Here is a 22,469-nt window from a genome sequence, read left to right as displayed (position 1 = left end):
GGGAAGTGCCTTTCCGGCTTGGGAGGGTCGGTGAGGTCGAGCAAAGAGGTAGGACATCCGATCTATGGATACGTGACATCGCCCACATCTGTCAAGCGTCGCGCATCGCCTCAATCCCGCTTCGGGGCACCCCCGGGCGCGTTGTCCCGGGCGAAGTCGTAGTATTCGCGGTCGGCAAGCAGCGAGGCCGCGGCCTCGTCCAGGACCACCGTCGCCCGCTCATGGAGCTGCAGCGCGCTCGCGGGGCAGAAGGCGCCCAGCGGCCCTTCCGCCATGGCCGCCACCGCGGCCGCCTTGGACTCGCCGGTGGCCACCAGCAGCACCGAGCGGGCGCGCAGGATGGTGCCAATGCCCTGGGTCAGGCAATGCAACGGAACCGCCTCGACGTCTCCCCCGAAGAACCGCGCGTTGTCGCGCCGGGTGCGCGGGGCCAGGGTCTTGACGCGGGTGCGGCTGCCCAGCGACGAGCCGGGCTCGTTGAAGCCGATGTGCCCGTTGGCCCCGATCCCCAGCAGCTGCACGTCGATGCCCCCGGCCGCCTCGATCGCCGCCTCGTACTCGGCGCAGGCCGCGGGCAGGTCGGCGGCCGCGCCGTGCGGGACGTGCACCTTGCGCGGGTCAAGTCCCAGCGGGAGGGTGACCTCGCGGTCGATGACGGAGTGGTAGGCCTCGGGGTGCGCGGGATCCAGCCCCACGTACTCGTCCAGGGCAAAGGCGGTGGTTCGCGAGAGGTCAAGCCCCTCGCGCGCCAGGACCGCTAGCGCCGCGTAGGTGCCGAGCGGGCTGGAGCCGGTGGCCACGCCAAGCACGGGGTCCCGCCGCCTGGCCAGGGTGTCGGCGATGAGGCGGGCGGCGTGGCGGCCCACGGCCGCCGGGTCTGAGAGCACGATGATTTCCACCTGCCCAGAGTACCCACTATTCGATGATTTGTCCGTACCAATATCAATATTCAGCGGGATATACTCGGAAACATGGAGATATCACGCGAATTGGTTCGGACCGGTTCCCCCAAGTACGTGGCCCTGGCCAACGCCCTGGCCGAACAGATCCGCACGACGCTGGCCATCGGCGATCCGTTGCCGACGGAGCGGGAGCTGCAGGCCGGCTTCGGCGTCAGCCGCGACACCGTGCGCCGGGCCATCGCCCGGCTGGCCGCCGCCGGCCTGGTCTTCAACGTGCAGGGCTCGGGAACCTACGTCGCGGACCCCGCGCAGATCCGCAAGGGCCCGCGGCTCACCGGATTCAGCCAGGACATGGCCGAGCGCGGTCTCCGGGCCTCCTCCCGCACGCTGGACTGCAGGATCGAGCCCTGCCCCGCCGACACCGCCCGCGCCCTGGGCGTGGCCGAGGGCTCCGGCGTCCTGCTGCTGCGCAGGCTCCGCCTGGCGGACCAGGCGCCCATGGCCCTGGAAACCGCCCGCCTGCTTCCGGGCCTCTTTGGCGACGGACTTCCCGATCCTGAAGGCTCGCTGGATACGCAGCTGGCTGAACATGGCCAGCGCATCATGCGGGCCAGCCAGACCATCACCGCCACCAATCTCACGGCCACCGAGGCGCACCTGCTCGACCAACCGGTTGGCGCCGCGGCCCTGCGGGTGGACCGGGTCGGCTTCACCGATCGAGGACGGGCTATCGAGGCCACCGAGACGCTTTACCGCGGGGACCGTTACGGCTACGAAACCGCCGTGGAACGGGATCCCTCCTGAGCGCGTTCGCACCGACACCACACGCTGTCCCCGACCTCGAACCGGAGCACCAATGAACCGCGTCCTCATCCATTCCGCAATTCTCGCCGGGAGCGGATCCGCTGCATCACCAGATCCGTCCGGATGGGCGCTCGTCGAGGAGGGCTCGTTGGTGGAACTGCGCACAGGCCCGGGCTGGACCCAGCGGGTGCCCCCGGGAACCGAGGTGCTGGATGCCGGAGGGGACCTGCTGGCCCCGGGCTTCGTGGACATCCACTGCCACGGCGGCGGCGGCGCGGCCTTCGAGGACCCCGGGGGCCTGGACACAGTCCTGTCCACGCACCGCGGCCACGGCACCGGGACCCTCGTCGCCTCGCTGGTGACCAATCCCCTGCCCGAGCTGCGCCGGGCGGTGGCCCGCCTGGCCGCCGCCACCGCGGAGGGCCGGATCGCCGGCATCCACCTGGAAGGCCCGTGCCTGGCGCCCGGGCAGCGCGGGGCCCACCACCCCGACCACTTGCTGGCGCCCTCGGTGGCGGTGCTCGAACCGCTGCTGGAGGCCGCCGGCGGCGCCATCGTGCAGGTGACGCTCGCCCCGGAACCGGATCCCGGCCTGGCGGCCACGCGCTTCCTGGTCGAACACGGCGTGCGGGTGGCGGTCGGCCACACCGAGGCCGACTACGCCACCGCCCGGGCGGCCTTCGACGCCGGGGCCTCGCTGCTCACCCACGCGTTCAATGCCATGCCGGGGCTGCACCACCGCAACCCCGGCCCGATTGCCGCGGCCCTCGACGACGGGCGGGTGGTCCTGGAACTCATCGCCGACGGCGTGCACGTCCACGACCCGCTCATCCGGTTGCTCTTCACCCAGGCGCCGGGACGGGTGGCCCTGGTGACCGACGCGATGGCCGCCGCGGGGTTCGGCGACGGCAGCTACCAGTTGGGCGAACTCGCCGTGGAGGTGCGCGATTCGGTGGCCAGGCTCGCCGCGGGCGGCTCCATCGCCGGCAGCACCCTCACCATGGACGCCGCGGTGCGCCGGGCCGTTGCGGCCGGGGTCCCGCTCGGGGAGGCGATCCGGGCCGCGACGAGTGACCCGGCGCGGGCGCTGGGCCTGGGCCGTGGCGCCGGAACGCTGGAGCCGGGCGCGCCGGCACCCGTGCTCCTGGGTGCGGACGGATCGCTGCGGCGCGCCTTCGCGCTTGGCTGATCCCGCCCGGCCCCCTGACCGGGGCCGGGGACCTAGCCGCCGACGGTGGTGCGGATCAGCCCGCGGATCCCGTCAAAGTGCCCGGCCATCAGCCGCGCGGCGGTGGCCTTGTCGCCGGACGCCACGGCCTCGTAGATGTCCCGGTGGTTGCGGGCCGTCTCGACCAGCAGGTCGTCGGCCGGGTCCATCTGCTCGTGCAGCTTCGAGTAGGCCGACCAAAAGACCCCCAGCAGGTTGGTGAGCATCCCGTTTTCCAGCGGCTCGAACAATCCGCGGTGGAACTGCTCGTCGGCCTCGCTCAGCGGCTGGCCGGCCTCGGCCCGGGCCTCCATGTCCTCCACCGCGGCACGGACGCGTTCCAAGGCGGGCGCCGTCATCGCGTCGATGGCCGCGCCGATCAGCCCCGCCTCGAGCGCCTGGCGGACCTCGACGAGCTCGAGGGCCTCGTGGCCACTGGTGCTCAGCGAGAGCCGGGAGTGGAATTCGAGGGTTGCGGCGAGCGCGCCGAGCTGCTTGGTGGCCACGAACATGCCGTAGCCGTGGCGCACGTCCACGATGCCCAGCGCCTGGAGCACCTTGAGCGACTCGCGCACGGTGTTGCGCCCCACGCCGAGCACCTCGACAAGTTCGTGCTCGGTGGGCAGCGGATCACCAGGTACCAGCCCGCGTTCGAGGATCAGCTCCATGATTTCCTGCTGCAGGGCCTGCAGCCGGTCGGCCGCATTGGCCCTGATCCGCCGGGCGGATGGCTGTGCTGCGCTCATCGGTTTCCCTTCCTTCTGCCGCTTCGTGCCTGCGGGTCCCGCCGGGTGCGGGTCCGTGGTTGACGTTCAATGTGACTTCGCATACATTGTACTTCAGGCATAGGACATCCTACATCCGATAACCGTCCACATCCCACCCGAGGTGACCCACCATGACGCTACACAACGAAGTTTTGAACATGGCCAGCTCCCGCCGCAATTTCCTCAAACTGGCCGGGGCCATGGGCGTCGCCGGCGCCTTCGCCGCGACCCTGTCGGCCTGCGGGCCGAGCGGTTCGACCGGCACCGCCGTCTCCGGGGCCGCCGGAACCAAGCCGATCGAGGCCGGCATGTCCTACGCGCTCTCCACCGGGTTCGACCCGATGACCTCCTCCGGGGCCACCCCGATGGCAGCGAACCTGCACATCTTCGAGGGCCTGACCGAACTGCACCCGGCCACCCGCGAACGCTATCTGGCACTCGCCGCGGCCGAACCGGTCAAGGTCGGCGAGCTGGGATACGAGATCAAGCTGCGCGCCGGGGCCACCTTCCACAACGGGGACCCGGTCACCGTCGATGACGTCGTCTACTCCTTCGAGCGCGTGCTCGATGAGAAGAACGCCTCGCTCTTCGCCCAGTTCATCCCCTTCATCGACAAGGTCGCCGCCAAGGGCACCGACACGATCGCCTTCACCCTGAAGTACGCCTTCCCGCTCTTCGCCGAACGCATTTCCATCGTCAAGATCGTGCCCAAGAAGCTGGCCTCCGCCGACCAGGCCGGCTTCGACGCCGCCCCGGTGGGCACCGGACCCTACAAGCTCGTTTCCGCGGTCAAGGACGACAAGATCGTCTTCGAGAAGTTCGAGTCCTATAACGGCCCCATGGCCGCCAAGGCCCCGGGCATGACCTGGTTCCTGCTCTCGGACGCAGCCGCCCGCGTCACCGCCGTGGAGTCAGGCCGCGTCCAGGCCATCGAGGACGTCCCCTACCTGGACATCGAGCGGCTCAAGGCCAATGCCACCGTCGAGTCCGTGCAGTCCTTCGGCCTGCTCTTCCTGATGTTCAACTGCGCCGAGAAGCCCTTCGACAACAAGCTGGTCCGCCAGGCCCTGCACTACGGCCTGGACACCCAGACCGTCATCGACCGCGCCCTGCTGGGCAACGCCACCGCCGCGAGTTCCTTCGTCCAGGAAAACCACCCGGGCTACCACCGCGCCTCCACCGTCTACACCTACGACCCGGAGAAGGCAGCGTCCCTGCTCAAGGAGGCAGGGGTCACCGAGCTCTCCTTCGAGCTGCTGACCACCGACACCTCCTGGGTCAAGGACGCCGCCCCGGTGATCATCGAATCCTGGAACAAGCTTCCCGGCGTCAAGGTCACGCTCAAGTCCATGCAGTCCGGTGCGCTGTACCCGGACCACGTCGACTCGGGCACCTTCCGCGTCGTCGCCGCGCCGGGCGACCCCTCGGTCTTCGGCAACGACCTGGACCTGCTGCTGTCCTGGTGGTTCCGCGGCACCGTGTGGCCGCAGGACCGCTTCCGCTGGCACCAGACCAAGGAGTACGCGACCGTGCAGAAGCAGCTTGACGCCGCGGTGCGCGCCGCGGACCCGGTCGCAGCACAGAAGGTCTGGAACCAGGTCATTGACCTGATCGCCGAGCAGGCTCCGCTCTACCCGATCCTGCACCGCATGCTCCCGACCGCCTGGAACCCGGACGCGCTGACGGGCTTCCGCCCGCTGCCGACCACCGGGCTCTCCTTCGTGGACGTCGCGCACGCCTAGCAAAAAAGCCGGCGCGCCGCCGACTCCCCCATCGTCGGCGGCGCGCCATCCTTTCCCCCCTCCACCCCCGCACATCCCCGATTCCGAGGAGCACCATAGACGTGGGCAATATCCTCCGCCTGCTGGGCCGACGCCTGGCGGCACTGCCACTGATGATCCTGGGCGTGACGCTGCTGGTCTTCCTGGTCCTGCAGTTCTCCCCCGGCGACCAGGCCACCACCGCGCTCGGCGAGGGCGCCAGCGAGGAAGCCAAGGCCGCCTGCCGCGCCGAACGCGGCCTCGACAAGCCGGTCCTCGTGCAGTACATCTCCTTCCTGGCCCGCCTGCTGGTGCTTGACTTCGGCAAGACCACCCCGCCGGCCCAGCCGATCTCCGGGATCATCGCCGGGGCCTTCCCGCTGACCCTGCAGCTGACCTTCTTCGGCGTGGCCATCGCCGTGGTGCTCTCCCTGCTGCTGGGAGTCACCGCCGCCCTCTACCGCGACCGCTGGCCCGACGCGGGCATCCGCGTGCTCTCCATCGCCGCCGTGGCCACGCCCTCCTTCTGGCTGGGCATCCTGCTGATCCAGTGGCTGGCCCTGGGCACCGGGACCTTCCCCTCCGGCGGCTTCGTCCCCTTCAGCCAGGACCCCGCCGGCTACTTCCGCTCCCTCGCGCTGCCCGCCCTGGCCCTGGCCATCCCGGTCTGCGCCTCGCTGATCCGCGTGGTGCGCACCTCGATGGTCGAGGAAATGGACAAGGACTACGTCCGCACCGCCATCGGCAACGGGGTCCCGCGCCACGAGGTGATCCGCCGCAACGTGCTGCGCAACGCGCTGATCACCCCGGTCACCGTGCTGGGCCTGCGTATCGGCTACCTGCTCGGAGGCGCGGTGGTCATCGAAATGATCTTCTCGCTGCCCGGCATGGGCCAGCTCATCCTCAACGGCATCACCAACAACGACGTCTCCCTGGTCCAGGGCGTCACGCTGACCATCGCCATCACCTTCGTGCTGGTCAACATCGCCGTGGACCTGCTTTACCTGCTCATCAACCCCCGGATTAGGACGGTATGACCATGCGGTACGGACTTGCTGACCGCCTCAGCCGCCCCGGCCTCGCCTTCAGGGCCCTTCCCCTGGGCTCCAAGGCCGCCCTGCTCTTCCTGGCAGTCGTCGCCCTCGCGGCACTCTTCGCCCCCTGGCTGGCCCCGCACGACCCGCTGGCCACCGGCATCCCCGCCCAGGCGCCCAGCGCCGCCAACCCCTTCGGCACCGACCGGCTGGGCCGCGACATTTACTCGCGTCTGCTCTTCGGCGCCCGCTCCTCGCTGCTGATCGGCCTGGGCGCCGTGGCGCTGGCCATCGCCGTCGGCGCGGTGCTCGGCGCGATCGCCGCCACGGCCTCGAAGTGGGTCAGCGAATCGGTCATGCGCATCATGGACATCATCATGGCCTTCCCCGGCATTGCGCTCGCCGCGGTGCTGCTGGCAACCTTGGGCAACTCCGTCCCGGTGATCATCGTCGCCATCGCCGTCATCTACATCCCGCAGCTGGCCCGCGTGGTCCGCGCCAACGTCATGGCCCAGTGGGGTGAGGACTACGTGCGCGCCGAGCAGGTGCTGGGAGCCGGACGCCTGCACATCCTGGTGCGCCACGTGGTGCGCAACACCGCCGCCCCGGTGCTGGTCTTCGCGACCGTGATGGTCGCCGACGCGATCATCTTCGAGGCCTCGCTCTCCTTCCTCGGCGCCGGCGTCCAGGACCCCGCCCCCAGCTGGGGCAACGTCATCTCCTACGGCCGCACCCTGGTGCTCAACGGCGCCTGGTGGGCCACCACCTACGCGGGCCTGCTGATCCTGCTCACGGTGCTCTGCCTGAACGTGCTCGCCGAGGGCCTCACCGACGCCATGGTGAACCCGCGGCTGCGCAAGCCGGCGAAGATCACCGAGAAGGACAACACCGCCGCCGCGGTGCTGCGCGCCGAGTCCGGCCACGGCATCGACGCCGCCTCGCCCGACGCGGCCACCCCGCCGCTGCTCGCCGCCCAACTCGAACGCCTGCGCGCCACCGAGCTGGGCCGCGGCGACAGGCTGCACCCCGACACCAAGGCCCGGCCGATCCTGCAGGTGCGCAACCTCTCCATCCGCTTCCCGGACCGCTACGGCGACACGCGGATCGTCGACAACGTCTCCTTCACCGTCAACGAGTCCGAGACCATGGGCCTGGTCGGCGAGTCAGGCTGCGGCAAGTCGATCACCTCGCTTGCCATCATGGGCCTGCTGGCCCCCAACGCCGAGGTCACCGGCTCGATCATGTTCGAGGGCCGCGAACTGGTGGGCCCCGACAACCGCGAGACCACCCGCGAAAAGCTCTTCAAGGGCCTGCGCGGGGAACAGATCGCGATGGTCTACCAGGACGCCCTGTCCTCGCTGAACCCCTCGATGCTGATCCGCGAGCAGATGGAGCAGCTGACCCGGCGCAACGGCCGGATGAGCCCGGAGGAACTGCTCAAGCTGGTCAAGCTGGATCCGCGCCGGACGCTGCGCTCCTACCCGCACGAGCTCTCCGGCGGGCAGCGCCAGCGCGTGCTCATCGCCATGGCGCTCTCCCGCTCCCCCAAGCTCGTGGTCGCCGACGAGCCGACCACCGCGCTGGATGTCACGGTGCAGGCGCAGGTCGTGGACCTGCTCAACGAGCTGCGCGAACAGCTCGGCTTCGCCATGGTGTTCGTCAGCCACGATCTGGCGCTGGTCGCCTCCCTGGCGCACCGCGTGACGGTGATGTACGCCGGGCAGGTCGTCGAATCCGGCGCCACCGCCGAGCTGCTGGCCGATCCCCGGCACGAATACACCCGCGGCCTGCTCGGCGCGGTGCTCTCCATCGAATCCGGGGCGCAGCGCCTGCACCAGATCCCCGGATCGGTGCCCAGCCCGCGCGACTTCGCCGCCGGGGACAGGTTCGCCGCCCGCTCCCTTGACCCCGCAGCCGACCCCGCCCGGGCCCTGTCCCTGGAACGGGTCGGGACCTCCGACCACTACTGGGCCACCGCGGCCCCGAGCACCCGCACCGAAGGAGCCAACGCATGAGCACCACCGCACCGGCCGCCGCACACCCCGCCGCGCCCGGCTCCGCCCCGGTCCTGGAACTGAAGGACCTGCACGTGCACCACCGGGCACGCGGCGGCAAGCTCTTCCACCCGACCATCGTCAAGGCCGTCAACGGGGTCGACTTCACCATCGCCCGCGGGGAGACCGTGGGCATCGTCGGAGAATCGGGCTGCGGCAAGTCGACCCTCGCCTCGGTGCTGGTGGGCCTGCGCGAACCGACCAGCGGCTCGGTGCTCTTCCACGGCGAACCGTTCTCCCGCCGCGGGCCCGCCCGCCGGGAATTCGGCAAGTCCGTTTCGATCATCTTCCAGGACCCGGCCACCGCGCTGAACCCGCGGATGACGGTCCACGACATCCTCACCGACCCGCTGCTGGTGCACGGAATCGGGACCCGGGCCACCCGCTCGGCCAAGGTCTACGAGCTGCTCGAGCTGGTCGGGCTGCCCGCCTCCGCCGCGGAGGTCTCCCCCGCCCAGATCTCCGGCGGGCAGCGCCAGCGCGTGGCCATCGCCCGGGCCCTGGCCCTTGACCCGGAACTGGTCATCGCCGACGAGCCGACCAGCGCCCTGGACGTCTCGGTCCGCGCCCAGGTGCTGAACCTGCTCACCGACCTGAAGGCCAGGCTCAACCTGGGACTGGTCTTCATCTCCCACGACATCTCCACCGTCCGCTACGTCGCGGACCGCATCTGCGTGATGAACGCCGGGCGGATCGTGGAGCAGGGCTCCGCCGCCCAGGTCTTTGACAACCCCACCAACGACTACACCCGAACCCTGCTGGGGGCCGCACCGAGTTTGCTCCAGGCCCCCGCAACCACCCGAACTCCCCTGGAGGAAGCATGAGCACCACCCCCGCATTCACCGGCGTCATCCCGCCCGTCCTCACCCCGCGCACGTCCGACGGCGCCCTGGACCTGCCGGGCCTGGAGGCGGTCGTCGAGCACCTGGTTTCCAACGGCATGCACGGCCTGTTCCCACTGGGCTCCTCCGGGGAAACCCCGTACCTGACCGACGCCGAGCGCGAGGCCGTGCTGGCCACCGTGGTCTCGGCGACCGCCGGGCGCGTCCCGCTGCTGGTCGGCGCCAACGAGCAGACCACCGCCCGGGTGATCGAGGAGGCCCGCAAGGTCGTCTCCCGCGGGGCCGACGCCGTGGTCGCCACCACCCCGTACTACGCGATCTTCGACGCCGCCGAGGTCAAGGCGCACTTCCGCGCCATCGCCGCGGCGGTTGACGTCCCGGTCCTCGCCTACGACGTCCCGGTGCGCACCGGCTACAAGCTGGCCCCGGAGCTGCTGGCCGAGCTCGCCCACGAGGGCACCATCGCCGGGGTCAAGGACTCCTCGGGCAACGACATCGCCTTCCGCCAGCTGCGCCTGCTCACCCGCGGACTGGACGGATTCGCGCTGTTCAGCGGACACGAGGTCGTCTGCGACGCCGCCATGCTTTCGGGCGCCGACGGACTGGTCCCGGGCCTGGCCAACGTCGACCCCGCCGGCTACCGCCGGCTCTATGACGCCGCGGTGTCGGGGAACTGGGAGACCGCGGTCAAGGAACAGGACCGCCTGGCCGAGCTCTTCCGCATCGTCGAGGTCCCGGACGGATCCCGGGTCTCCCCGGGCGCCGGCGGGCTGGGCGCGTTCAAGACGGCCCTGGTGCAGCTTGGCGTCATCGGCTCCAACACCATGAGCCAGCCCATGGCATCCCTGAACGCCGAGGAGGCCGCGCGCATCCGCTCGATCCTCGCCGACACCGGGCTGCTCTAGGCCCATGGCAGCACCGCGCACCGCCGTCGGCATCGACCTGGGCGGCACCAAGATCGCCGCCGCCCTGGTGGGTGCCGACGGCAGCATCACCTCCCGGAGCTCGCTGCCCACCCCCGCGGCCGCCGGGCCCGAAGCCGTGCTGGATGCAGTCGCGGCACTCGCCGCTCCCCTGCTCGCCCGCGCCCCCGCCTCCGGTGCGCCCGCGCTCGGGGTCGGGATCGGCGCGGCCGGGGTCATCGACCCGGGCACCGCGACCGTGCTCTCGGCCACCGACCACCTGCCGGGCTGGGCGGGCACCGACCTGCGCGCCGGGCTTGGCGCCCGGCTCGGGCTTCACCCGCAGCAGGTGCAGGCGGTCAACGACGTGCACGCCCACGCGCTGGGCGAGGGCTGGCTGGGGGCCGGAACCGGAACCGACTCGGTGCTGCTGGCCGCCTTCGGCACCGGCATCGGCGGTTCGCTGCTGCTGCACGGGGTCCCCGTCTTTGGCGCCCGGCAGGTCGGCGGGCACCTGGGCCACGTGCCGGCGGCAGAGGCCGCCGGGCTGCGCTGCCCCTGCGGGGGCACCGGGCACCTGGAGGCCATCGCCTCCGGACCGGCCCTGCACGCCCTCTACCTGCGCCGCGGCGGGGACCTGACGGTGCCCGACGCGCGCGCCGTGTTCGCCCGCGCCGCCGCCGGGGACCTGCTCGCCGCGGGGGCCATCGACACCGCCGCCACCGCCGCGGGCCGCGCACTGGGCGGGCTGGCCAACACCCTGGACCCCGAATCCGTCATCCTCTCCGGCGGACTGGCCGATGCCGGGGAGCGGTGGTGGGCACCGCTGCGTGCCGCCTTCGCCGCCGAACTCATTGCCCCGCTCGCCTCCCTGGTCCCGCAACCGGCGGCCCTGGGCGCCGACGCCGCCCTGGCCGGGGCCGCCTCGCTGCTGCTGCTCCGCGCCCACGCCACCACAGTCCCCGCCTAGAAGGAACCCACCACCCGTGTTACTGACAGCTTCGGACCTCACCGCCCTGAAGGGCGCGCTGGTCGTCTCCGCCCAGGCCTACCCCGGCGAACCCATGCGCGATCCGCGCACCATGGCGCAGGTCGCCGCCTCCGCGGTGATCGGCGGGGCCAAGGCGGTCCGCGTGCAGGGCCTGGCCGACATCGCCGCGACCCGCTCCGCGGTGCAGGTCCCGGTCATCGGCCTGTTCAAGGACGGCCACGACGGGGTGTTCATCACCCCCACGCTGCACCACGCGCTGGCCGTCGCGGCCGCCGGGGCGCACATCATTGCCCTGGACGGCACCCGCCGGCCGCGCCCGGACGGGCTCAGCCTGGCCGAAACCATCGCCGGGATCCGCGAACGCTCCGGGGCCACCGTGATGGCCGACTGCGGTTCGCTGGACGACGCGGTCGCGGCGGCCGCCGCCGGGGCGGACCTGATCGGCACCACGCTGGCCGGATACACCGGGGAACGGCCCAAGACCCAGGGCCCGGACCTGGAATTGCTCGAGGCGATCATCGCGGCGGACCTGGGCGTGCCGGTCATCGCCGAGGGCCGCATCCACACCCCCGCCCAGGCCCGCGCGGCGCTGGATGCCGGGGCGCACGCGGTGGTCGTGGGCACCGCGATCACCCACCCGGCGACCCTGACCGGCTGGTTCCTCGACGCCCTGGAATCGTGAGCGCCCGCCCGGCCGGCACGCACCAAACGGTGCTGGCGACCCGCGGGGCCGGCGGCCACCGGCAATACCGGATCCCCGCCCTGGCCGTGACCGCCGCCGGGACGCTGCTGGCGGTCTACGACGGGCGGCCCACGCTCGATGACCTGCCCTCCCCCGCCGACCTGGTGCTGCGCCGCAGCACCGATGGCGGGAGGACCTGGGAGGCGCAGCGCACCCTGCGCACCGGAACCGGCCTGCACGGCTTCGGCGACCCCTCCCTGCTGGTGGACGGCGAAACCGGCACGATCTTCTGCTTCCACGCCGCGACCACCCGCTGGGGGTTTTTCGAGTCCCTGCCGGGCACCGCCCAAACCCAGCACGTGGATCTCTCCGCCTCCACCGACGACGGGCTCAGCTGGAGCCACCGCCGGATCACCGGCCAGCTCAAGCGCCCCGGGATCCGCGGGATCTTCGCGGCCTCGGGCGCCGGCACCCGTGTCTCCGCGGGCCCGCATGCCGGGCGGCTGCTCCAGCCCTGCGTGGTGCTGCTGTCCGCCGGCGGACGGATCGCCGCCGCGGTGGCCCATAGCGACGACCACGGGCACAGCTGGAAGCTCGGGGAGGCGCTGGAGCCGTCCGCCGACGGCACGCACACCAACGAATCCTCCGTCGCCGCCCTGCCCGACGGCAGCGTGCTGCTGCACTCGCGGGCCACGCCGCACCGGCTGGCCGCCCGCTCGGTGGACGGCGGGGCCACCTTCTCCCGCCCCGAACCCGTCCCCGCGCTGCCTGACCCCAGCGACAACGGCTCGCTCACCGCCCTGGCCGGCGGCGGGATGGTGGCAACCCACAACGCGCACCGGCACCTGCGCCGGAACACCGTGCTGCGGCACAGCCCGGACGACGGAACCACCTGGGCCGGAAGCGTCCTGCTCTGCGCCGGCGCCTCGGCGTACTCCACGGCCGCCGAGCTGCCCGACGGCTCGATCGGCGTGCTCTATGAGCGCGGCGCCTATGAGGAGATCGTGTTCGCCCGGATCCCGCGCGCGGAGCTGGGCGCGCCGGCCGTCACAAACCCGGCCGACGACGACACCAACCTCCCGCACGGGCCGCGCCCGCTGCCCGGGCACCCGGAGGTGCGGGTCGAGGTCGTGCCGCGCTCGATCACCCCCGCTCCCCCGGATGACTGGACATTCAGCGAGCCGCACCTGGTGCTGGGGCGGGCCGATGCAGGGTACGGGGCGGCAGGGAAGGAGGTCGGCCAGGCCGAGGCGCAATTGGTCGCCAGCCGGGCGGACCTGCTGGCCAACTATGGTCCTCCTGCCCCGGGAATCCGCGCCGGGGACATCCTCACCTATTCGGCGGCCGTGACCAACAGCAGCCCGGATCCGGTGACCGTTCGGCCGCACGGCGACGTGGAAGGTCCCTCCCAATCAATCGCTCCGGGGGCAACTGCCGTGTGGCTCCACCTGAACCACCGCACCACGGCGGCAGGGGCCCGGCCACGCATCGACTGGGCCGTCGAATCCAGCACCGATCTGCCGAACCAACCTGGTGGGCGTTAGTCGACCCGTCGCCATCTTGGCCCGTCGGCCCAACGCCAGGGTGGAAGACCACGCCAACCGAGGGTCTGCATGACAGGAAAAGAGCCAGCGTTCAGTTCGTGGAACTGAACGCTGGCTCTTTTTCGCATGCCGATGGCCTGCTTAACGACCAGGGGCCCCACAACCTTGCGGTTGCGGGGCCCCTGGTTTCCGACCCCCAGGGGGTCGGTGCAAGCGATTTAGCGCTTGGAGAACTGCGAAGCCTTGCGGGCCTTCTTGAGACCAGCCTTCTTGCGCTCGATGACGCGGGCGTCACGAGTCAAGTAGCCGGCCTTCTTGAGGGCTGCACGGTTGTTGTCGCGGTCGATTTCGTTCAGCGAACGGGCAATGCCCAGGCGCAACGCACCGGCCTGGCCCGAGGGGCCGCCACCGTGGATGCGTGCAAGAACGTCGTAGGCGCCGTCGAGCTCGAGGAGCTTGAACGGTTCGTTGACATCCTGCTGGTGCAGCTTGTTCGGGAAGTAGTTTTCCAGGGTGCGACCGTTGAGGGTCCACTTGCCGGTACCTGGGACGACGCGCACGCGGGCAATTGCCTGCTTGCGGCGGCCAACTGCTGCGCCTGCAACGGTCAGTGCCGGACGTTCCTTGACGGCTTCTGCCTCAACGGCAACGGTCTCCGAGGTGTACGAAGTCGGAGCTTCACCCTCGAATTCAGTGATCTCTTCAGTGTTCTGAGCCACGATAATCTCCTAAAGTCTTGTTCTCGGGGCCCAGCGCTACTGCGCGACCTGGGTGATTTCGAAGGTCTGCGGCTGCTGTGCAGCGTGCGGGTGCTCGGCACCGCGGTAGACCTTCAACTTGGACAGCTGATCTGCAGCCAGCGAGTTCTTCGGGAGCATGCCCTTGATGGCCTTCTCCACGGCCTGGACCGGGTTCTTTTCAAGAAGCTCGGCGTAGGTCACGGACTTCAGGCCGCCCGGGAAACCCGAGTGACGGTAGGCGCGCTTGTTTTCGAGCTTGGCGCCGGTGAGGGCAACCTTCTCGGCGTTGATGATGATGACGTGATCGCCCATGTCCATGTGGGGGGCGAAGGTAGCCTTGTGCTTGCCGCGCAGCAGGGTTGCGGCCTGGACGGCGAGGCGACCAAGTACAACGTCGGTGGCATCAATGATGTGCCACTGGCGGGTCTGGTCAGCCGGCTTTGGAGTGAACGTACGCACTGTAATTGCCTTTGTTTTATTGGTTACTGGTCAAGCACAGTTCCAAGCAGCGGCTGTGAGATCCACTGTTGTAGATGTGCTGTGTTCGATGCGCTGTAACCAGTTCGCCAGGTGAGGACTGAAAAGACCGGCCGTCCATGAATGTTCGCAATCCCAGCAGACCAGTGGCTCTGCAACTGAGCCGTCACGCGGAGAAGGTTGTGTCGAACAAAGGACACGCACAACAGCCCATAGTCTATCGGATTAACCCCGACACCGCCAAAGCGCCTGAAGTGAGCCTGCCGACAGGACGACTTATGCCAGTGTATTGCGCCGCATTCCCCCGGACTACAGGTCGATTCCGCGCAATTCCGGCAGGTCCTTGGTGATCTCATGCGGCGTGCGACGGGTGCGCGTCAATTCCGCGCGCCTGGCGATCTCGTGCGCATCAAGAGGATAGGCGACTTCCTCCAGGACCAGTGCCCGCGGGTCTGCAAGCATGATCCGGGAATCGCGCACGGCTTCCTCCAAGCGCATCGCCACCCACCCCGGGACCTCGCGCCCGTCCCCGACCTTGATGCAGGCACCGATCATGGCCCTGACCATGTTGTGGCAAAAAGCGTCGGCCTTCAGGTGCGCCACGATGATGCCCTCGGCATCACGGTCGAACTCGAATTCCGTCAGCGTGCGGATGGTGGTGGCATGCTCGCGCGGCTTGCAGAAGGAGAGGAAGTCGTGGCGTCCGAGCAGGCTTGAGGCCTCCGCGTTCAGCAAATCGACATCCAGGTCCGTCTTGTGCCACATGGTGAAGGCGCGGGTCAGCGGATCGAAGCGTGCAGGTCCGTCGGCGATGCGGTAGGAGTAGCGGCGCCAGAGTGCGGAAAAGCGTGCGTCGAACCCGTCGGGGGCGATCCAGACGTCGTGGACCAGGATGGCACCGTGTTCGCGGCCGAGTACACCGCGCAGCCGGCGAAGCAGGGCAAAGCCGGGTTCGATGTTCGCTCCTCGGGCCAGGCCCGCAACCTCGGTCGGCGTCAGGTCGAAATGCGCGATCTGGTTCCGGGCATGCACCCCGGCGTCCGTGCGTCCGGCCACGACGGTGCGGATGTCGCGGCGGATGAGCATGGCCAGGGCGGCTTCGAGCACTCCCTGCACGGTGGGCAGGCCCGGCTGCAGCGCCCAGCCGTTGTAGGCGGTTCCGTCATAGCCGATGCGGATGGCCAGGCGCACGGTGGCAGGCTCGGCGGCGCTTCCGGCCGGCGCGAGACCGGGGTGCTGGGCGTCAAAGGCGGAAGTATTCATCTCACGGTCCTCATTCGGTGGCCTGCTCCACTTGTCACGGGAGCGGTCCTCCCCCCGAAATTGCGAGCGGCCGCGGGCGGGCCCGTCGCGGGGGTCTTCAGTACTTAAAACGTTGGCCCGGTGCATAAGTGCACCGGGCCAACGTTTCAGCTCTTGCCGAGGAAACAAGGACTAGGCCTTGTTCTCCTCTGCGGCTTCGGTCTCTACAACCTCTGCAGCTTCGGTTGCTTCGGTCTCAACGACCTCTTCAACCGGAGCAGCCACTGCGGCAGCCTTCTCGGCTTCCTTCACAACGGCCTGCTTCGGGGAAACCGGCTCCATGACCAATTCGATGACAGCCATCGGAGCGTTGTCGCCCTTGCGGTTGCCGATCTTGGTGATGCGGGTGTAGCCGCCCGGGCGCTCGGCCATGAGCGGTGCGATGTTCTCGAACAGCTCGTGAACGATCGACTTGTTGGTGCGGCTGCGCGAGGCAATGACTGCCTGGACGCGGCGACGCGAGGCCAGGTCTCCGCGCTTGGCGAAGGTGATCAGGCGCTCTGCGTGCGGACGAAGGCGCTTGGCCTTGGTCAGCGTGGTGGTGATGGACTTGTTCTCGAACAGCTGCGCGGACAGGTTCGCGAGCATCAAACGCTCGTGAGCTGCGCTGCCGCCGAGACGCGGACCCTTGGGAGGGGTAGGCATAGTGTTCTCCTATTATGGTGGCCTTTGCGCCCGGTGCCCCGGGGGATCCCGGGCGCAAAGGTTTAAGTTCTATAGCTGGTGGGCCAAGAAGTCTTAGACTTCTTCGTCACCGTAGACGTCATCGTCGCCAATGGCGGCGGCACGTGCTGCAAGATCGAAGCCCGGAGGGGAATCCTTCAGGGCCAGACCCAAATCGATCAGCTTCGCCTTGACCTCGTCGATGGACTTCGCACCGAAGTTACGGATGTCCATCAGGTCGGCCTCGGAGCGTGCAACGAGTTCACCCACGGAGTGGATGCCCTCACGCTTGAGGCAGTTGTACGAGCGAACGGTCAGTTCGAGGTCCTCGATCGGCAACGCCATGTCGGCTGCGAGGGCGGCGTCCGTCGGGGACGGGCCGATCTCGATGCCTTCAGCGGCGGTGTTCAGCTCGCGAGCCAGTCCGAACAGTTCAACCAGGGTGGTGCCGGCAGATGCAACTGCATCGCGCGGGGCCATCGAATCCTTGGTCTCGACATCGACGATGAGCTTGTCAAAGTCGGTGCGCTGCTCGACACGGGTGGCCTCCACGCGGAAGGTCACCTTGAGTACCGGCGAGTAGATCGAATCCACAGGGATGCGACCGATCTCGGCGTCCACGTTCTTGTTCTGCGCTGCAGAAACATAGCCGCGGCCACGCTCGATGGTCAGTTCCATGTCGAACTTGCCCTTCGCGTTCAACGTCGCGATGTGCAGGTCCGGGTTGTGGAATTCCACGCCGGCTGGCGGGGTGATGTCGGCTGCGGTGACGACGCCCGGGCCCTGCTTGCGCAGGTAGGCGACGACCGGCTCGTCATGTTCGGAGGACACAGAGAGATTCTTGATGTTCAGAATCAGCTCGGTGACGTCTTCCTTCACACCGGCTACGGTGGTGAACTCGTGCAGTACGCCGTCGATCCGCACACTGGTGACAGCTGCACCAGGAATGGAGGAGAGAAGGGTACGGCGAAGCGAGTTGCCCAGGGTGTAGCCGAAGCCTGGCTCCAACGGTTCAATTACGAAACGGGAGCGGTTCTCCGCTACGACTTCTTCGGTCAGGGTAGGGCGCTGTGCAATGAGCACTTACATTTCCTTTCAGCGAGCGTCCGCTATATGACGCAACACAGGGGGTGGAAACGACGTATGCCTCGTCGGCGTTCGTCTGGTTCGGTCTGGCTAGCCGTGGCGATCATGCCGCCGCGCCCAACTCCCTTGCGGGAGAAAGACGCGGCGGCATCAAAGCCAGACAGTCATTTTTAGACGCGGCGACGCTTTGGCGGGCGGCAGCCGTTGTGAGCGCTTGGGGAAACGTCCTGGATGGACCCGACCTCAAGGCCAGCAGCCTGCAGCGAGCGGATCGCGGTTTCGCGTCCCGAGCCCGGGCCCTTGACGAAAACGTCAACCTTGCGAAGGCCGTGCTCCTGTGCGCGCTTTGCAGCGGCCTCGGCGGCCATCTGTGCGGCGTACGGAGTCGACTTACGCGAGCCCTTGAAGCCAACCTCGCCGGCCGAGGCCCACGAGATTACAGCACCGTTCGGATCCGTGATGGAAACGATGGTGTTGTTAAAGGTGCTCTTGATGTGCGCCTGTCCGAGCGCGATATTCTTTTTGTCCTTGCGACGCGGCTTGCGGACCGCTCCACGAGTCTTGGGGGGCATGCTTACTCCTACGAGAAAATTGGCTTAGTGACGACCGCTAGATTTAGCGGGTCTTCTTCTTACCGGCGACGGTGCGCTTCGGGCCCTTGCGGGTACGAGCGTTGGTCTTGGTGCGCTGACCGCGGACCGGCAGGCCCTTGCGGTGGCGGATGCCTTCGTAGGAGCCGATCTCAACCTTGCGGCGAATGTCAGCTGCCACTTCACGGCGGAGGTCACCCTCAACCTTGAAGCTGCCTTCAATGAAGTCACGCAGCTGAACCAGCTCAGCGTCGGTCAGATCCTTCACGCGAGTGTCCGGGTTGATCCCGGTCTCGGCGATGGTCTGTTCTGCACGGGTCTTGCCCACGCCGTAAATGTAGGTGAGCGCAATGATCACGCGCTTTTCGCGCGGGATGTCTACGCCAGCTAGACGAGCCATATGCTGTCTACCTTTCGATGTGCGGAGGTCTAAAGCAGCACATTCCTGGGTGTTCCCAGTCCACGGCCTCCGTGCCGTGGGTATGCATCGCGCGGTGGATGCTGTGCTGCCAATTACTTTTACTACGCGCAGGATTTCCCGTGAGGGAAATTAGCCCTGACGCTGCTTGTGGCGTGGGTTTTCGCAGATCACCATGACCACGCCATTACGACGGATCACCTTGCACTTATCGCAGATCGGCTTCACGCTAGGGTTAACCTTCAAGGCTTTGTCCTTTTGCGGTTGCGGTTTCAAGTGGAGCGTAAATTCCTTTGTCGCCCGTCCCAAGGGAAGGAGAACAAAAATCTTTACTTGTAGCGGTAAACGATACGTCCGCGGTTGAGGTCATACGGACTGAGTTCCACCACTACGCGATCCTCAGGGAGGATTCGAATGTAGTGCTGACGCATCTTTCCCGAGATAGTTGCAAGTACAACGTGCCCGTTGGGCAGCTCAACACGGAACATCGCATTGGGCAGTGCCTCTGACACGGTGCCTTCTACCTCGATGACACCCTCTTTCTTGGCCATATCCTCCGCTAACTTTTGTTGCCGGCGGCTTTTGCCACCGACAGGTTTATGGTCTTGGCCATCAATAACAGAGGCACCCTAAGCGCGAGCTTTTGGGCACCAAGGAACAGACAACCAACAGTCAAGCCTACGCGCTGGGAGGCTTAAAGGGAAATCCCTTGACCGGCTCGATTTGTTAGATCCACCACATTTTTCCGTGCAGCGCCCGCGCGCGGGCGCTGCACGGAACATCAGGAAACGATCGGGGAAGGCGTTACGCCGAAGGGGGCGAGGCCCGCCACTCCCCCGTCATGGGCCGTGAGCACCCAGATGCCGCCCATGTGAACGGCAACCGAGTGCTCCCACTGCGAGGCGCGGGCGCCGTCAACGGTGACGACGGTCCAGTCGTCCTCGAGCACCTTGGTCTCAAGTCCCCCGCGCACCAGCATCGGTTCGATGGCCAGGCACAGGCCCGGCTTCACCCGGGGCCCGCGGTGCCCGGTGCGGTAGTTGAGCACGTCCGGGGCCTGGTGCATTTCCGAACCGATGCCGTGGCCCACGTAGTCCTCCAGGATGCCCAGCGGCTTGCCCGGCACGCCGGAGACGAAGTCGTCGATGGCATCGCCGATCTGGCCCACGAAGCGGGCTTCTGCCAGGGCGGCGATCCCCCGCCACATGGCTTCCTGGGTGATGTCGGACAGGCGCTGGTCTTCCGGGTCGGCGGTGCCCAGGATGACGGTGCGTGCCGAGTCGGCGTGCCAGCCGTCGATGATGGCTCCGCCGTCGATCTTCAGCACGTCCCCGTCCTTGAGCTCGTACTGGCTGGGGAAGCCGTGGACGACCTCGTCGTTGACGGAGGCGCAGATGGTGGCGGGGAAGCCGTGGTAGCCCTTGAAGTTGGACTTTGCGCCATGGCGTTCGAGCACCGAGGCAAAGACCTCGTCGACGTGCGCGGTGGTCACGCCGATCTGTGCGGCTGCCACTGCCTCGTCCAATGCCTCGGCCAGCACCAAACCGGCTTCACGCATCTTCAGGATCTGCTGGTTGGTCTTGTACTCGATTTTGGGTTGGCCGAAAGCCATGGTGTGGTTCCCCTTTCAAGGAATTTTCTCTGCGTCGTTAGCGCAAAAACCGCGGGGATGCAGGCACTGGTGTGCCGATCCCCGCGGTTTGCGCGTGTGCAAGCTACTTAGACGTTCTGTCCCAGCGCGTCCATGACGCGGTTGGTGACTTCGTCGATTTCACCGATGCCGTCGACCAGGCGCACGATGCCGCGCTCTTGGTAGCGGTTGACCACGACTGCGGTTTCCTCGTGGTACAGGCCCAGGCGGTGGCGGATGACCTCTTCGTTGTCATCGGCGCGGCCCTCGATCTCCGCGCGCTTGAGCAGGCGGGCGACGAGTTCGTCGTCGTCGGCGGTCAGCTGCAGCACTGCGTCGAGTTCCACCCCGGCGTCGGCCAGGATCGAGTCCAGCTCGTCGACCTGGGCGCTGGTGCGCGGGTAGCCGTCCAGCAGGAAGCCGTCCTTGACGTCGTCCTGGGACAGGCGGTCGCGGACCATCGAGTTGGTGACCGAGTCGGGAACGAAGTTGCCGGCGTCGATGTACTTCTTGGCCTCGACGCCCAGCGGGGTGCCGCCCTTGACGTTGGCGCGGAAGATGTCACCGGTGGAGATGGCCACAACGTTGAGGCGCTCGGAGATGCGGTCCGCCTGGGTGCCCTTGCCGGCGCCGGGTGGTCCAATGATCAACAGTCTTGTCATCGCAGAAGTCCTTCGTAGTGTCGCTGCTGCATTTGTGCGTTGATTTGCTTGACGGTCTCAAGACCCACACCAACCATGATGAGGATCGAGGTGCCGCCAAATGGGAAGTTCTGATCGGCGTTGATCAGCACGAAGGCGATCAACGGAATCAGGGCCACGAATGCCAGGTAAATGGCACCGGGGAACGTGATGCGGCTGAGGACGTACTCGAGGTACTCGGCCGTGGGGCGTCCGGCGCGGATGCCCGGGATGAATCCGCCGTACTGCTTCATGTTGTCGGCAACCTCGGTCGGGTTGAACGTGATCGCGACGTAGAAGTAGGTGAATCCGATGGTCAGCAGCGTGTAGGCCACCATGTAGAGCGGGGAGGAACCGGAGAAGTTCGTCTGCACCCACAGGGCCCAGTCCGGCAGCGTGCCGTCGGCGCGCGTGTTGAACGAGACCAGCATGGTCGGCAGCGCCAGCATCGAGGACGCGAAGATCACCGGGATGACCCCGGCCATGTTGACCTTGATCGGGATGTAGGTCGAGGTCCCGCCGACGGTGCGGCGCCCGATCATCCGCTTGGCGTACTGCACCGGGATGCGGCGCTGGGACTGTTCCACGAAGACAACCAGGGCAATCACGGCGAGGCCGATGAGGATGACGCCGATGAAGACGCCCCAGCCCTGCGAGGTGGCGATGGCGCCCATGGCCGAGGGGAAGCCCGAGGCGATGGAGACGAAGATCAGCAGCGACATGCCGTTGCCGACGCCGCGCTCGGTGGCCAGTTCGCCCATCCACATGATCAGGCCGGTTCCGGCGGTAAGAGTGAAGATCATCAGCACGATGACCCACAGGCTGTCATCCGGGACGATCGGCAGCTGGCAGGAGGGGAAAAGCATCCCGCTGCGTGCCAGGGAAACCAGCGTGGTGGCCTGAAGCAGGCCCAGCGCGATGGTCAGGTACCGGGTGTACTGGGTCAGGATCGCCTGCCCGGACTGGCCTTCCTTGTGCAGCTCCTCGAAGCGAGGGATCACCACGCGCAGCAGCTGGATGATGATCGAGGCCGTGATGTACGGCATGATGCCCATGGCGAAGATCGAGACCTGCAGCAGCGCACCGCCACTGAACAGGTTCACGAACTGGTACAGCCCGCCGGTGGTGTTACCCGCGGCTAGGCACTGCTGGACGTTCGAGTAGTCCACACCGGGAGCAGGGATATAGACACCCACGCGGTAGATCGCGATGATGGCGAGCGTGAACAACAACTTGCGTCGCAGGTCAGGCGTCCGGAATACCCGGGCAATGGCGGCGAACAAGCGTCCTCCTGAGTGATGGTGGCCCGGCATACCCGGGGGTTGACCTATCGATTCTAGCGGGTGGTCAGCGTTACTCGCCAAATGCGCCGCGGCAAAGACTGTAATCATTTC

General features: G+C 67.9%; 24 protein-coding genes. 10 read left to right on the top strand and 14 right to left on the bottom strand.

Annotated elements, in window-relative coordinates; genetic code table 11:
* Positions 1-110: 110 nt before the first annotated feature.
* Positions 111-899, bottom strand: a complete 789-nt coding sequence (gene nagB, locus KRR55_RS12725; RefSeq protein ID WP_217389451.1) for a glucosamine-6-phosphate deaminase — start codon at positions 897-899, stop codon at positions 111-113.
* A gap of 72 nt (positions 900-971) precedes the next feature.
* Here nagB and KRR55_RS12720 point away from each other — a divergent pair, with 72 nt between their 5' ends.
* Entirely contained in the window at positions 972-1,706 is a 735-nt protein-coding gene (locus tag KRR55_RS12720; RefSeq protein WP_217389450.1) for a GntR family transcriptional regulator, read from the top strand.
* Between the two features lie 52 nt (positions 1,707-1,758).
* A complete protein-coding gene (gene nagA, locus KRR55_RS12715; RefSeq protein WP_217389449.1) occupies positions 1,759-2,895 on the top strand; it encodes an N-acetylglucosamine-6-phosphate deacetylase in 1,137 nt (378 codons plus the stop codon).
* Positions 2,896-2,927: 32 nt separating this feature from the next.
* On the opposite strand, the gene KRR55_RS12710 is transcribed toward nagA, so the two are convergent.
* Positions 2,928-3,659, bottom strand: a complete 732-nt coding sequence (locus KRR55_RS12710) for a FadR/GntR family transcriptional regulator (protein WP_217389448.1) — start codon at positions 3,657-3,659, stop codon at positions 2,928-2,930.
* Between the two features lie 152 nt (positions 3,660-3,811).
* Between KRR55_RS12710 and KRR55_RS12705 the strand changes: the two genes are divergently transcribed.
* The 8 genes from KRR55_RS12705 to KRR55_RS12670 all read left to right on the top strand — a co-directional run bounded on the left by KRR55_RS12705 (position 3,812) and on the right by KRR55_RS12670 (position 13,489).
* Complete coding sequence (locus tag KRR55_RS12705; protein WP_217389447.1) at positions 3,812-5,422, top strand: ABC transporter substrate-binding protein; 1,611 nt, start codon at positions 3,812-3,814, stop codon at positions 5,420-5,422.
* Positions 5,423-5,523: 101 nt separating this feature from the next.
* A complete protein-coding gene (locus KRR55_RS12700; RefSeq protein ID WP_336245107.1) occupies positions 5,524-6,477 on the top strand; it encodes an ABC transporter permease in 954 nt (317 codons plus the stop codon).
* A 2-nt stretch (positions 6,478-6,479) separates the two neighbouring features.
* Positions 6,480-8,489 carry a dipeptide/oligopeptide/nickel ABC transporter permease/ATP-binding protein gene (locus KRR55_RS12695; protein ID WP_217389446.1) on the top strand — a complete coding sequence of 670 codons (2,010 nt, stop codon included), beginning with the start codon at positions 6,480-6,482 and terminating at the stop codon, positions 8,487-8,489.
* Positions 8,486-9,352, top strand: coding sequence for an ABC transporter ATP-binding protein (locus KRR55_RS12690; protein WP_217389445.1), 867 nt, complete (start codon positions 8,486-8,488; stop codon positions 9,350-9,352). The genes KRR55_RS12695 and KRR55_RS12690 overlap by 4 nt, the downstream gene beginning before the upstream one ends.
* Positions 9,349-10,275 carry a dihydrodipicolinate synthase family protein gene (locus tag KRR55_RS12685; RefSeq protein ID WP_217389444.1) on the top strand — a complete coding sequence of 309 codons (927 nt, stop codon included), beginning with the start codon at positions 9,349-9,351 and terminating at the stop codon, positions 10,273-10,275. The genes KRR55_RS12690 and KRR55_RS12685 overlap by 4 nt, the downstream gene beginning before the upstream one ends.
* Positions 10,276-10,279: 4 nt before the next feature.
* Entirely contained in the window at positions 10,280-11,242 is a 963-nt protein-coding gene (locus tag KRR55_RS12680; RefSeq protein WP_217389443.1) for an ROK family protein, read from the top strand.
* Positions 11,243-11,264: 22 nt separating this feature from the next.
* Positions 11,265-11,945: an N-acetylmannosamine-6-phosphate 2-epimerase gene (locus KRR55_RS12675; RefSeq protein WP_254456176.1), complete on the top strand. Its 681-nt coding sequence runs from the start codon at positions 11,265-11,267 to the stop codon at positions 11,943-11,945.
* Entirely contained in the window at positions 11,942-13,489 is a 1,548-nt protein-coding gene (locus tag KRR55_RS12670; RefSeq protein ID WP_217389441.1) for a sialidase family protein, read from the top strand. The genes KRR55_RS12675 and KRR55_RS12670 overlap by 4 nt, the downstream gene beginning before the upstream one ends.
* 218 nt (positions 13,490-13,707) lie before the next feature.
* Here the strand turns inward: KRR55_RS12670 and rpsI are convergent, their stop codons facing one another.
* The 12 genes from rpsI to secY all read right to left on the bottom strand — a co-directional run bounded on the left by rpsI (position 13,708) and on the right by secY (position 22,388).
* The gene (gene rpsI / locus KRR55_RS12665) at positions 13,708-14,208 is read right to left on the bottom strand and encodes a 30S ribosomal protein S9 (protein WP_217389440.1); all 501 of its coding nucleotides are present in this window, start codon (positions 14,206-14,208) and stop codon (positions 13,708-13,710) included.
* A gap of 36 nt (positions 14,209-14,244) precedes the next feature.
* On the bottom strand, positions 14,245-14,688 hold the full coding sequence (gene rplM / locus KRR55_RS12660; protein ID WP_071212959.1) for a 50S ribosomal protein L13: 444 nt from the start codon (positions 14,686-14,688) through the stop codon (positions 14,245-14,247).
* Positions 14,689-15,015: 327 nt separating this feature from the next.
* Complete coding sequence (truA, locus tag KRR55_RS12655) at positions 15,016-15,969, bottom strand: tRNA pseudouridine(38-40) synthase TruA (protein WP_217389439.1); 954 nt, start codon at positions 15,967-15,969, stop codon at positions 15,016-15,018.
* Between the two features lie 171 nt (positions 15,970-16,140).
* On the bottom strand, positions 16,141-16,653 hold the full coding sequence (gene rplQ, locus KRR55_RS12650; RefSeq protein ID WP_217389438.1) for a 50S ribosomal protein L17: 513 nt from the start codon (positions 16,651-16,653) through the stop codon (positions 16,141-16,143).
* A 93-nt stretch (positions 16,654-16,746) separates the two neighbouring features.
* Entirely contained in the window at positions 16,747-17,754 is a 1,008-nt protein-coding gene (locus KRR55_RS12645) for a DNA-directed RNA polymerase subunit alpha (RefSeq protein ID WP_217389437.1), read from the bottom strand.
* A gap of 173 nt (positions 17,755-17,927) precedes the next feature.
* Positions 17,928-18,329, bottom strand: a complete 402-nt coding sequence (gene rpsK / locus KRR55_RS12640) for a 30S ribosomal protein S11 (RefSeq protein WP_217389436.1) — start codon at positions 18,327-18,329, stop codon at positions 17,928-17,930.
* A 43-nt stretch (positions 18,330-18,372) separates the two neighbouring features.
* Positions 18,373-18,747, bottom strand: coding sequence for a 30S ribosomal protein S13 (gene rpsM / locus KRR55_RS12635; protein WP_071212955.1), 375 nt, complete (start codon positions 18,745-18,747; stop codon positions 18,373-18,375).
* A gap of 150 nt (positions 18,748-18,897) precedes the next feature.
* Complete coding sequence (gene rpmJ, locus KRR55_RS12630) at positions 18,898-19,011, bottom strand: 50S ribosomal protein L36 (protein WP_013349661.1); 114 nt, start codon at positions 19,009-19,011, stop codon at positions 18,898-18,900.
* An 83-nt stretch (positions 19,012-19,094) separates the two neighbouring features.
* On the bottom strand, positions 19,095-19,316 hold the full coding sequence (gene infA, locus KRR55_RS12625; RefSeq protein WP_068731548.1) for a translation initiation factor IF-1: 222 nt from the start codon (positions 19,314-19,316) through the stop codon (positions 19,095-19,097).
* Between the two features lie 230 nt (positions 19,317-19,546).
* The gene (map, locus tag KRR55_RS12620; protein ID WP_217389435.1) at positions 19,547-20,377 is read right to left on the bottom strand and encodes a type I methionyl aminopeptidase; all 831 of its coding nucleotides are present in this window, start codon (positions 20,375-20,377) and stop codon (positions 19,547-19,549) included.
* Positions 20,378-20,484: 107 nt separating this feature from the next.
* Positions 20,485-21,057, bottom strand: coding sequence for an adenylate kinase (locus KRR55_RS12615; RefSeq protein ID WP_217389434.1), 573 nt, complete (start codon positions 21,055-21,057; stop codon positions 20,485-20,487).
* A complete protein-coding gene (gene secY / locus KRR55_RS12610) occupies positions 21,054-22,388 on the bottom strand; it encodes a preprotein translocase subunit SecY (protein ID WP_418888839.1) in 1,335 nt (444 codons plus the stop codon). Before secY ends, KRR55_RS12615 begins: the two co-directional genes overlap by 4 nt.
* Positions 22,389-22,469 lie beyond the last annotated feature (81 nt).

It is taken from the genome of Paeniglutamicibacter quisquiliarum, from assembly GCF_019084045.1.
In the GTDB taxonomy this organism is placed as follows: domain Bacteria; phylum Actinomycetota; class Actinomycetes; order Actinomycetales; family Micrococcaceae; genus Paeniglutamicibacter; species Paeniglutamicibacter quisquiliarum.
This window is presented reverse-complemented; position numbering and strand designations above follow the sequence as displayed.